Genomic DNA, 10773 nt, shown 5'->3' with positions numbered 1-10773 from the left:
TCGTGTCCGAGTGAGGGCGTCCGGGGGATCTTGCTCCCCCGGACCCCCGGTCAAGCCGCGGGTTTCTGCGTCCCTCTGTGGTCCGACCTCTGGCAACTAGCCCATTCGTGTGCGCCCCCTTGACCGCCCACATGGGCGCTTTTATGGTCACGCTGATCGAACCGGACGTAGGACGTCGTACCTCTTCCCGCCTCCCCGACCTTGCTGGAGGACCCGTGCGTGACGACGTGATCCGTGATGTGGCGGCCCCGGGCCGGCGGGCCCTGCTCAGAGGGGTCGGGGGGTTCGGGGTGGCCGCCGCGCTGCCCGGCCTCGGCGCCTGCTCCGCGGGGCCGCAGTCCACGAACGACACCGGGAGCGGCGGCAGCGGCAAGGACCGGACGCTCACCGCGGTGATCGGGTACGGCAATGACGGCAGCTGGGATCCGACGCAGACGGCGTCGGCGTTCTCCATGGCGGCCAACAACCATGTCTACGAAGGGTTGTTGGACACCGATCCGATCACCCGGGTGCCGTATCCCGCGCTCGGCACCGAGGTGCCGAAGGATTCCGGCGCCACCACCTGGCGGTTCCGGCTGCGGCCCGGTGCCACCTTTCACGACGGGAAACCCGTCACCGCCGACGACGTCGTCTTCGTGTTCGACAGGATCCTCGACCCGAAGACCCAGACCCTCGCCAAGGGGTTCTTCGAGAGCTGGCTTCAAGGAGTCAGGAAGACTGGCAGCGACAGTGTCGAGCTCGTGCTCAAGTTCCCCTTCCCCGACGGGCTTTCACGGCTCACGCTCGCCAAGATCATGCCCAAGCATGTGTTCGGGCGGCCCGGTGCGTGGGACGACGCGATCAAGGGGCTGGCCGTGGGGTCGGGGCCGTATCGGCAGACCGCCCATCACCCGAAGTCCAATACGACGTTCGAGGCGTTCGACGCCTACAACGGCCCCCGCAGGCCCGCGTTCAGGAAGATGAACTGGCTGACCATCGTGGACGCCGCCCCCCGCGTCGCCAAGATCTCCGGGACCGACGCGGGCGCGCAGATCGCGGACAACATCCCGTACGCCAACATCAGCAGGCTCGAACAGGGCGGCCTGAAGGTCGCCGGCGGGGCCGGGATGAACAACCTGTTCCTGATGTTCGACACCCGGCACAAGCCGTTCGACGACATCCGGGTACGCCAGGCCCTGCACTACGCCATCGACAAGGAGAAGATGGTCAAGGTCGCGCTCAAGGGGCATGGCAGGGCCGCCTCCTCCTTCCTCGACCAGGGGAACCCCTCGTACCGGCGGGCCAGGACCGTCTACGACTACGACCCGGACAAGGCGAAGGCGCTGCTGAAGGCCGCCGGCGTCACGGGTCTGAGCATCAACGTCCTCGCCGTCAACGTCAGTTGGATCGCGGACTGCCTGCCGACCATCAAGGCGTCCTGGGACGCGATCGGCGTCCGCACCACCCTGGCGCCGCAGGAGACCACCGCCGTCTTCACCAAGATGGACCAGCGGCAGGACTACCAGGTCGTCGCCGCGGCCTCCAACCCGAACCAGTTCGGGCTCGACGCCGACCTGATCATGCACTACAACTACGGGCCCCAGAACCTCTGGATGCGGTACACCCGCTGGGCCGACCACCCCGTCGCCCAGCAGCTCTTCAAGGACATGGACCGCGCCACCCGGGAGCCGGACGCCGGGCGCAAGAAGGCGATGGTCCAGGACTACATCGACGTCGTCGCCGAACAGGCCGTGCTCTACCCGGTCGTCCACAACGAGTTGATGACCGCCTGGGACCCGCGCCTGCTCACCGGGATAAGAGCCCAGCCGTACCCGGGGATCAACGTGCTCCAGGCCGCGTGGGTCTGACCGGATGACGGCCGTCGTCCGCATCCTGCTGCGCCGGATCGCCCTGCTGGTGCCGCTGATGCTGGGGATCGTGCTCTTCGTGTTCCTGGTGATGCGGTTCTCGGACGTCGACCCGGCCTCCGCGTTCTTCCAGGGCGCCAACCCGACCCCCCAGCAGCTGCACCAATTCCGGCAACGCAACGGCCTGTTGGACCCGCTGCCCCTGCGGTACGCCCACTTCGTCGGCGCCCTGCTGCACGGCGACCTCGGCACCAGCGCCCTCACCCGCGCCCCCGTCGCCGAGCAGGTCACCACCGCACTCCCGCTCACCCTCCAACTGGCCTTCCTGGGCCTCGCGTTCGCGGTCGTCCTGGCGCTCGCAGGCGGGGTGACCGCCGCCGTGTACCGGGACCGGTTCCCCGACCAGGCCATCCGGGTCGTCTCGCTCATCGGGGTCGCCGCGCCCGGCTTCTGGCTGGCGCTGCTGATGATCCAGTACCTGGCGGTGGACCGGGGCTGGTTCCCGACCGGCGGCTACATCAACCCCGCCGACTCCGTCACCGGCTGGCTGCGGACCATGGCGCTGCCCGCCGTCGCGCTGTCCCTGCCGGTGGCCGCCCAGCTGACCCGGATCGTGCGGACCTCGGTGGTGGAGGAGCTGGACAAGGACTACGTGCGCACCGCGATCGGCGGCGGGCTGCCGCCCTGGGTCGTCGTCGGGCGCAACGTCCTCAGGAACGCCCTGGTCAACCCGCTGACCGTGCTCGGCCTGCGGGTCGGCTACCTGCTGGGCGGCGCCGTCGTGATCGAGACGATCTTCTCGCTGCCGGGGATGGGGAAGCTGATGATCGACGCCGTGCAGAACGGCGATCCCGCGGTGGTCCAGGGCGTCGTCCTGACCACGGCCACCGGGTTCGTCGTCGTCAATCTCGTCATCGACATCCTGTATCTGCTGGTCAACCCCCGGCTGCGGGCGGCCTGACGATGACCCGCGCCGAACTCGCCGAACGGCTCTCCGGCCCCCGGGTGACCCCGCGCGCCCTGCGCCGGCTGCCACCGCTGTCCAAGCTCGCCGTCTGCTTCCTCGCCCTCGTCGTCCTGGCCGCCCTCCTCGCGCCCCTGCTCGCCCCCGACGACCCGCTCGACCAGCAGGACCCGGTGGGCGGCACCGGGCATCCCTCCGCCGCGCACTGGATGGGACAGGACAGCCTCGGCCGGGACATCCTCAGCAGGCTGATGTACGGCGCCCGGTGGTCGCTGGCGACCGGGCTCGGCGCCACCGGGCTCGCCCTGGTCGTCGGGGCGGTCCTGGGCGCGGTCGCGGCGACCTCGCGCAAGGCCGTCGACGAGACGCTGATGCGCTGCCTGGACGTGGTGATGGCGTTCCCGGGGATCGCGCTGGCCGCCGTGCTCGTGGCGGTGTTCGGCGGCGGGATCGGAGTGCTGATCTGCGCCATCGCCTTCCTGTTCATCCCGCCGGTGGCACGCGTCGTACGGGCCAATGTGCTCGACCAGTACGGCGAGGACTACGTCACCGCGGAACGGGTGATCGGCGCCCGCACCCCGTACATCGTGCTGCGCCATGTGGCCGTCAACTGTGCTGCTCCGGTCCTGGTGTTCTGCACCGTCCAGGTCGCCGAGGCGATCGTGTTCGAGGCGTCGCTGTCCTTCATCGGGGCGGGGGTGCGGCCCCCGGACCCGTCCTGGGGCAGTGTGATCGCGGACGGCAAGAACATGGTGCTGACCGGGGGTTGGTGGGCGACCGTCTTCCCCGGGCTGCTGATCCTGCTGACCGTGCTCTCCCTGAACATCCTCTCCGAGGGCGTCTCGGACGCGTGGGCCGCGCCCGCGCCCAGGGAGGTCGAGGCGGCCGACGAGCCCGTGGAGCAGGTGGGTTCGGGTGAGGTGCTGAAGCTGCCCGGTCTCGCCGAGGCCGCCCGGGGGCTGCGCTCCCGCGCCCGGCCGCTCCCGGACCGCACCGGCCCGCCGGTGCTCGCCGTGGAGGACCTGACCATCGGATTTCCCGGCCGGCACCGGGGTGTGGACATCGTCGCCGGGGTCGGCTTCGAGGTGTACCCCGGTGAAGTGCTGGGCCTGGTCGGCGAGTCGGGGTGCGGGAAGTCGCTGACCGCGCTCAACGTCATGGGGCTCCAGCCGCCCGGCGCCCGGGTGCGCGGCCGGATCCGCTTCCGGCAACGCGACCTGCTCGCCGAGCCCGCCCGCGCCCGGCGGAAGTTGCTGGGCCATGAGATGGCGATGGTCTACCAGGACGCCCTGTCCTCCCTGAACCCGGCCATGACCGTCCGCGCCCAGCTCAAACAGCTGGTACGACGCGGAGGGCGGCGCGGCCCGGCCGAACTGCTGGGCCTCGTCGGCCTCGATCCCGAGCGCACCCTGCGCAGCTATCCGCACGAGCTGTCCGGTGGGCAGCGGCAGCGGGTGCTGATCGCCATGGCGCTGTCCCGCGACCCGAGCCTGATCATCGCCGACGAGCCGACGACCGCGCTGGACGTCACCGTGCAGGCCCAGGTGATGGAACTGCTGCTGCGGCTGCGCGCGGAACTGGGCTTCGCGCTCGTCCTGGTCTCGCACGACCTGGCGCTGGTCGCGGATGTCACCGACCGGGTGGTGGTGATGTACGGCGGGCAGATCGTGGAGAGCGCGGTGACCGCCGAACTGGTGGCGGCCCCGGCCCACCACTACTCGCGCGGGCTGCTCGGCAGCGTGCTCTCACTGGAGTCCGCGGCGGCGCGGATGACCCAGATCCAGGGCGTCGTACCGGCCCCCGCCGACTTCCCACCGGGCTGCCGCTTCGCCGGACGCTGCCCACGGGCGAGCGAGGTGTGCCACGCGCGGGCTCCGGTCCTCACCGGCCCCGCGACCCACATGGTCGCCTGCCATCACCCGGCCCCGGCCGACAGCGAGGAGGTCGTCCGGTGACCGTCGTACCGGAGAGGGACCGCCCGATGGAACCCCTGGTGGAAACCCCTGTCGTGGAGGTGCGGGGCGCGCACGTGGTGCACAAGGCGCGCACCGGGGGCCTGTTCGCCCGGGACCGGGTGTACGCGCTGACGGGCGCCGATCTCGCGGTGGCGGCCGGTGAGACGGTGGGGGTCGTCGGCGAGTCGGGGTGCGGGAAGTCGACGCTGGCGAAGGTGCTGGTCGGGGTGGAGCGGCCGGTCGCGGGGACGGTGGCGTTCCGGGGGCGGGACCTGTGGGCGATGCCGGGCGCCGAGCGGCGGGCCGCGGTCGGCGCGGGCACCGGCATGATCTTCCAGGACCCCTCGACCGCCCTGAACCGGCGGCTCACCGTCCGCCGCATCCTGCGCGATCCACTGGATGTGCACGAGCGCGGCACCCGGGCACAACGAGAGGCACGGGTACGGGAGTTGATGGGGCTTGTCGGGCTGCCCCGGGGGCTTGCGGAGGTGTTGCCCGGGCAGTTGTCCGGCGGGCAGCGGCAGCGCGTCGCCATCGCCCGGGCGCTCGCCCTGGACCCGGCGCTGGTCGTCGCCGACGAACCGACCAGCGCGCTGGACGTGTCGGTGCGGGCGCAGATCCTCAATCTGCTGCTCGATCTGAAGGACCGGCTCGGGCTCGCGCTGGTGTTCGTCTCGCACGACATCCAGACGGTACGGCGGATGAGCGACCGGGTGGTCACCATGTACCTGGGCCGGATCGTGGAGGAGACCCCGGCGGACCGGGTGACCGACCGGGCCCGGCACCCGTACACCCGCGCCCTGTTCTCGGCCACTCCCGGACTGCTGCACCCCATCGACCCGATCCCGCTGGCCGGCCCGGTGCCGTCGGCGACCCGTCCGCCGAGCGGCTGCCCCTTCCGCACCCGGTGCTGGAAGGCGGACGCGGTGTGCGCACAGGTGATGCCGGACTTCTCGGCCGCGTCGCACCCGGCACATCGCTACCGCTGTCACCATCCTGTGGAGGAGGACCTGTCGACCCGCGACCTCACCCGCAGGAGCCGTGAATGACCTTCCCCGCCCCGCTCACCGGAGTCGTCCCGCCCCTCTGCACGCCCCTGACGCCCGAGCGCGAGGTCGATGTGCCCTCGCTGCTGCGGCTGGTGGACCATCTCGTGGGCGCGGGGGTGCACGGACTATTCGTGCTCGGCTCGACCTCGGAGGCGGCCTTCCTCACCGACGCCCAGCGGCGCCGGGTGGTGGAGGCGGTCGCGGGCCATGTCGGCGGCCAACTGCCGGTGCTGGCCGGGGTGATCGACATGACGACGCCGAGGGTCCTGGACCATGTCCGGGCGGTCACGGCGGCGGGCGCGGAGGCGGTCGTGGTCACCGCGCCGTTCTACGCCCGCACCCACCCCTCGGAGATCGTCCACCACTACCGCAGGATCGCGGCCCTGAGTCCGGTGCCGGTGATCGCCTACGACATCCCGGTCGCCGTGCACACGAAGCTGCCCCCCGAGCTGGTGCTGGGGCTCGCCGGGGACGGGGTGCTGGCCGGGGTGAAGGACTCCAGCGGGGATCTGGCGGCCTTCCGCGAGCTGGTCACCGGGGCCCGCGCCCATCCCGGTTTCGCCGTGCTGACCGGCTCCGAGCTGATCGCCGACGCCGCGCTCGCGCTGGGCGCGGACGGGGCGGTGCCGGGGCTGGCCAACGTCGATCCGCACGGGTACGTACGGCTCTACCGGCAGTACCGGGCGGGCGACTGGGAGGGAGCGCGGGCCGAACAGGACCGGCTGTGCGCGCTGTTCGGGCTGACCGGGGCGGGTGATCCGGCGCGGATGGGCGGCAGCTCCTCGGCGCTGGGCGCGTTCAAGGCGGCCCTGCATCTGCGGGGCGTGATCGACTGCCCGGTCACCGCGGAGCCGCAGGTGCCGCTGTCGGGCGAGGAGACGGAGAAGGTCGCCAAGTTCCTCGCCTCGGCGGGCCTGCTGTAGCCGGCCCGCGCCTGGATCTGTCCGGGGTCGGACCCGCACCCGCCCGGTTCCGCTCAGTCCGGTTCCGGTCCTCCGGTGACGCGGGTCTCCGCCCAGCTGAGCAGCTCCGGTTCGCGCAGCGTCGGCAGCCACAGGTCGGCCCGCTTCGCGCCGTCCCCGGCCGGGCGGGGGCCGACTCCGAGCACCCGCAGTCCGGCGCGATGGGCGGACTCCACCCCGGTCAGGGAGTCCTCGACGGCGAGCGCCCTGAGCGGGGGCACACCGCACAGCCGGGCCGCCAGGAGGTACACGTCCGGCCAGGGCTTGGGACGTACGGAGTCCCCGGTCTCGGGGACGACGATGTGCTGGAAGTGGGTGCGCAGCCCGGCCCGTTCGAGGCTGCCCTCGACCACCACCATCGGGCAGTTGCTGGCCACCGCCAGCGGCAGTCGCCCGGACAGGGTCCGTACGAGCTGGACGGCGCCCGGCATGGTGACCGGGTCGTCGGTGACCAGCTCCAGGAAGTGGTCGAGGAGCGCTCCGGTGAGGCCGGCCGCCAGCTCGGGTTTGTGCACCGAGTCCGCCATCAGGCGGCCGCACTCCTCGTAGTGCATGCCCTTGGCCTGCTCGGCGAACCCGGGTGGCGCCTGGAGGCCGAATTCCCGGAAGGCCAGGGTGCGGGCCTCCACCCAATGGCGTTCGCTGTCCATCAGGGTGCCGTCGCAGTCGAAGACGACGGCCTCGGGCGACCAGTCGAGCAGAGGGCGGACATGAGGGGTCACAATGGCCTCCTAGGGTGGCAGGGACAGGGGGTGACGTGCGGTGCACGCGGCTCTGAAATGCGTCATTCCCGACGTTCCACAGGAAACGGAAAGATAGCGATGACTACGATATTTTCGCGGCGGCAAATCAAGCAATAACCCCATGGAGGGACTGGACCGCGGCGCTGTCCGGGTGTATGGGACAGAGAGAACACGTCCCTTACCACCCGCTCGCGTTCCCCCTCGAAAGAAATACGTAATTACCGCGCGAGTATGATCCCTGGTTGCTCCCGGCGTACGCGGGCGCACTACATTCTTGGCCGTCGGAAATGCCGAGCGAGGGCAGGCGGAACGTTGCAGGAACGGGCCAGGACAACCCGCAGATCACTTCTGGAAGCGGCCGCCCAGCTCTTCTCCGAACAGGGATACGCGGGCACGAGCATCAATGACATAAGCGCCCGGTCCGGCCGGACCAGCGGCGCCGTCTACTTCCACTACGCCAGCAAGGAGGGCATCGCCCTCGCCGTCGTCCAGGACCGCTTCGCCACCTGGCCCCAGCTCACCGCGCGCTACGCGGACGCGGCCGTCCCCCCAGTCCAGCGGCTCGTGGCCCTCAGCTACGACATCGCCCGGGCCCTCGCCGAGGATCCGCTGACGCGCGCGGGCGCACGCCTGTGGGCCGAGCGCGCCACCATCGAGGCCCCCCTGCCCGACCCCTTCGCGCTGTGGACCGCCGCCGCGACCCGGCTGCTCGCCGAGGCCCGCAACGCCGGTGACCTGGCCAAACACGTACGTCCCGCGCCCACCGCCCGGACCCTGGTGCGCGCCTTCTTCGGGCTGTGCTCCCTCACCGAGGCACTGGAGGGCGCGGCCACCGTCGCCGACCGGCTCACCGACTGGTGGCGGCTGACCCTGCCCTCGCTCGGTGCCGCCCCGGGGATTCACCCGTGGGACGGCGCCCCGGCGGGTGAGTGGGCGCCGATCCCGGTGAGCCGGCGGAAGGACAGTCCGTCGTAGGAACCCGTCTCGTACAGCACCCCCACCGCGCCGGTGCCGAGCTGGACCAGGTCGGAGTAGGCGGCCGGGCCGTCGTCCAGGGTGATCAAACGGGAGAAGCTGCGGCCGGCGTCGGTGCTTGACCACACGGCCATGGCGCGCCTGGCGGTCGGCACGGAGGGCGCGGAGAACAGCAACGGGGCACGGGCGCCCTGGAGTTGGAGCACGCTGCCCTGGACCACCGGGACGTCCTTGAGGGTGTCCTGGGCGGCGTAGGGGCGGTCGAGGGTGGCGCCACCGTCGGAGGAGTAGGTGTCGACGCGGTTGCCCGGGGCGCTGCCGTACTGGTCGCGGGCGCTGAAGTAGAGCCGTCCGTCGGGGAGTTGGGTGGCGCTGGTCTCGTTGACATTGACCACCCCGCTGGGCCCGGTGGCGGTGAGGCCGAGGTGCCAGGCGCGGCCGCCGTCGTCGCTGTAGAGGGTGTGGCCGGCGTAGTAGCGGGACTCGCGGCCGGTGCCCCTGGAGCCCTTGGGCGGGGTGGTGGAGTGGTTGGCGGGGACCAGGATCCGCCCGGCGTGCGGGCCACGGGTGAGGGCGACGGCATGGCCGGGACCGGTGGCGTACCACCGCCAGTCGGGCCGTTTCACCGCGGTGGTGATGTCCTGGGGCGCGGTGAAGGTGCGGCCGTCGTCCGAGCTGCGCTGCACATAGACCCGGCGTCCCCGGGCGGCCGTGACCTGGCCCCGCATGATCTGGTCCTCGGTCACATCTCCCGCGTTTCCGCAGGTCACGAGGATGATGATGCCGGTGCGCGGGTCGACGGCGGGGGCCGGGTTGCCCCGGGTGTCCCCGCCGCCCGCGGCCACCACGGCGAGCGGGCCCCAGGTGCAGCCGCCGTCGGTGGAGCGACGCAGCACCACGTCGATGTCGCCGCTGTCGCCCGAGCCGTGGCGCCGGCCCTCGGCGAAGGCGAGCACGGTGCCGCGCAGGGTGCGGACCACCGCGGGGATGCGGTAGGCGGCGTACCCGCCCCGCCCGGAGACGTACGGCCGTGAAAAGGCGCAGCCGGGCGCGGAGTCGAGCGGTCTCGCGGCGGCGGGCAGCGGGGCCGTCGCGAGGGCGGCGAGGAGGGTGAGGCTGGTGAGTACGGTGCGTCGCAGCGGAGTCACGCCGTGATGCTGCCCCGGTACGGGCGCACGCCACTACTCCGTTCGAGCTAATCGGCGGGAGCCCACGGGACGGCCGCCGAGGGGGCGGGACGGGGTGCGGGCGGCCGTCGGGGTCAGGGGCAGGGTACGGACGGCGTCGGGGTCAGGACGGGGTGCGGACGACCGCCAGGGTCAAGGCCAGGGCGCGGGCGGCCGTCGAGGTCAGGGGCAGGGCGCGGACGACCGCCAGAGCCAGGACGGGGCGCGGACGACCGCCAGAGCCAGGACGGGGTGCGGGTGGCGTCGGGGTCAGGACGGGGTGCGGACGACCGCCAGAGCCAGGGGCAGGGCGCGGGCGGCCTCGGGGTCAGGACGGGGTGCGGGCGGCCGCCAGGAGGCGGGTCACGTCCTCGGCCGGGAGTGTCAGGGCCGCGCCGACCGTGGTGAGGGCGTCGCGTTCGGCGGGGGTGTAGGGGCCGTCGGCGAGGGCGATGTGGGCGCCCTGGAGGAGCAGGGCCTCACGTCCGGCCGGGGCGAGGTGCGGGGCGAGCGGGTCCAGCGCCTCGTGCAGCTCTATCGTCAGGCTGGCCCCGCAGGGATCACCCAGGACCCGCCCGGTGTCGGCGGCCAGGGCGTCGACCAGGGCGGCGAGTTGGTCCTCGGTGCAGTCCTCGACGCCGCCCGCGCGGACCGCGGCGCAGGCTGTCTCCAGGGGCGCGCGGGAGCCGGTGCCGCCCGCGGCGAGGACGGCGAGGGCGACGGTGTGCACGCCGTCGCGGAGCATCGCGGAGAAGCGCCGGGTGGTGGGGTGGTCCAGGACGTCGGTGCCGTAGTGATGGCCGCAGGCGGCGCACTCCACGACGGGCCCGGTGGTGCCGCGCGGCAGTACCGGCACCCCGAGCAGGGTGAGCCGGCGGCGGCCGGTGAGCCGCTGGTAGTTGCGGTCGCCCCCGCAGCCGGGGCAGTAGAACTCGCCGTCGCCGACGGGCGTCCACGCGGTGCGCGTGCCCAGGACGCACAGGGCCCTGGTGGCACGGTCGTCTCGTCCCCTTACCGGCAGCACGTCGCACCTCCCTAGAGCACGGCACCATCGCCGCGCTGGCGTGATGTTAGCCACATCACGGAGGCTGAGTCAGTACCCCGGACGAGAC

General features: G+C 72.3%; 9 protein-coding genes. 6 read left to right on the top strand and 3 right to left on the bottom strand.

Translation table 11 applies throughout. From position 1 onward, the window contains the following. Positions 1-215: 215 nt before the first annotated feature. The 5 genes from HEP81_RS26155 to HEP81_RS26135 are packed head-to-tail and all read left to right on the top strand — an operon-like array spanning position 216 to position 6738. Positions 216-1847 carry an ABC transporter substrate-binding protein gene (locus tag HEP81_RS26155; RefSeq protein WP_037655129.1) on the top strand — a complete coding sequence of 544 codons (1632 nt, stop codon included), beginning with the start codon at positions 216-218 and terminating at the stop codon, positions 1845-1847. A 4-nt stretch (positions 1848-1851) separates the two neighbouring features. Continuing rightward, positions 1852-2808, top strand: coding sequence for an ABC transporter permease (locus HEP81_RS26150; protein WP_037655127.1), 957 nt, complete (start codon positions 1852-1854; stop codon positions 2806-2808). Positions 2809-2810: 2 nt separating this feature from the next. Then, positions 2811-4766 carry a dipeptide/oligopeptide/nickel ABC transporter permease/ATP-binding protein gene (locus HEP81_RS26145; protein ID WP_037655125.1) on the top strand — a complete coding sequence of 652 codons (1956 nt, stop codon included), beginning with the start codon at positions 2811-2813 and terminating at the stop codon, positions 4764-4766. Positions 4767-4792: 26 nt separating this feature from the next. Then, a complete protein-coding gene (locus HEP81_RS26140) occupies positions 4793-5815 on the top strand; it encodes an oligopeptide/dipeptide ABC transporter ATP-binding protein (protein WP_037655268.1) in 1023 nt (340 codons plus the stop codon). Beyond that, positions 5812-6738 (top strand): dihydrodipicolinate synthase family protein, encoded by a 927-nt coding sequence (locus tag HEP81_RS26135; protein WP_037655123.1) that lies wholly within the window; start codon positions 5812-5814, stop codon positions 6736-6738. The genes HEP81_RS26140 and HEP81_RS26135 overlap by 4 nt, the downstream gene beginning before the upstream one ends. A 53-nt stretch (positions 6739-6791) precedes the next feature. Here HEP81_RS26135 and HEP81_RS26130 read toward each other — a convergent pair whose 3' ends face one another. After that, positions 6792-7499 carry an HAD family hydrolase gene (locus tag HEP81_RS26130; protein WP_037655120.1) on the bottom strand — a complete coding sequence of 236 codons (708 nt, stop codon included), beginning with the start codon at positions 7497-7499 and terminating at the stop codon, positions 6792-6794. 333 nt (positions 7500-7832) lie between these two features. Here HEP81_RS26130 and HEP81_RS26125 point away from each other — a divergent pair, with 333 nt between their 5' ends. Beyond that, on the top strand, positions 7833-8495 hold the full coding sequence (locus tag HEP81_RS26125; protein WP_078967338.1) for a ScbR family autoregulator-binding transcription factor: 663 nt from the start codon (positions 7833-7835) through the stop codon (positions 8493-8495). Here the strand turns inward: HEP81_RS26125 and HEP81_RS26120 are convergent. Together HEP81_RS26120 and HEP81_RS26115 are read right to left on the bottom strand one after the other, a co-directional pair. Then, positions 8420-9643: a sialidase family protein gene (locus tag HEP81_RS26120; protein ID WP_037655118.1), complete on the bottom strand. Its 1224-nt coding sequence runs from the start codon at positions 9641-9643 to the stop codon at positions 8420-8422. The two genes, HEP81_RS26125 and HEP81_RS26120, sit on opposite strands and share 76 nt — an antisense overlap. Before the next feature lie 346 nt (positions 9644-9989). Next, entirely contained in the window at positions 9990-10685 is a 696-nt protein-coding gene (locus HEP81_RS26115; protein WP_037655116.1) for a TerB family tellurite resistance protein, read from the bottom strand. Between the last annotated feature and the right edge of the window lie 88 nt (positions 10686-10773).

Source organism: Streptomyces griseofuscus (genome assembly GCF_014673495.1).
Lineage (GTDB): Bacteria > Actinomycetota > Actinomycetes > Streptomycetales > Streptomycetaceae > Streptomyces > Streptomyces murinus.
The sequence above is the reverse complement of the archived record's forward strand: the minus strand, read 5'-3'. Positions and strand labels throughout refer to the sequence as shown.

Bases quoted from the DNA above. Each gene is read 5' to 3' on its own strand.
- HEP81_RS26135 (WP_037655123.1), top strand. From the start codon at position 5,812: ATGACCTTCCCCGCCCCGCTCACCGGAGTCGTCCCGCCCCTCTGCACG.
- HEP81_RS26140 (WP_037655268.1), top strand. From the start codon at position 4,793: ATGGAACCCCTGGTGGAAACCCCTGTCGTGGAGGTGCGGGGCGCGCAC.
- HEP81_RS26145 (WP_037655125.1), top strand. From the start codon at position 2,811: ATGACCCGCGCCGAACTCGCCGAACGGCTCTCCGGCCCCCGGGTGACC.
- HEP81_RS26150 (WP_037655127.1), top strand. From the start codon at position 1,852: ATGACGGCCGTCGTCCGCATCCTGCTGCGCCGGATCGCCCTGCTGGTG.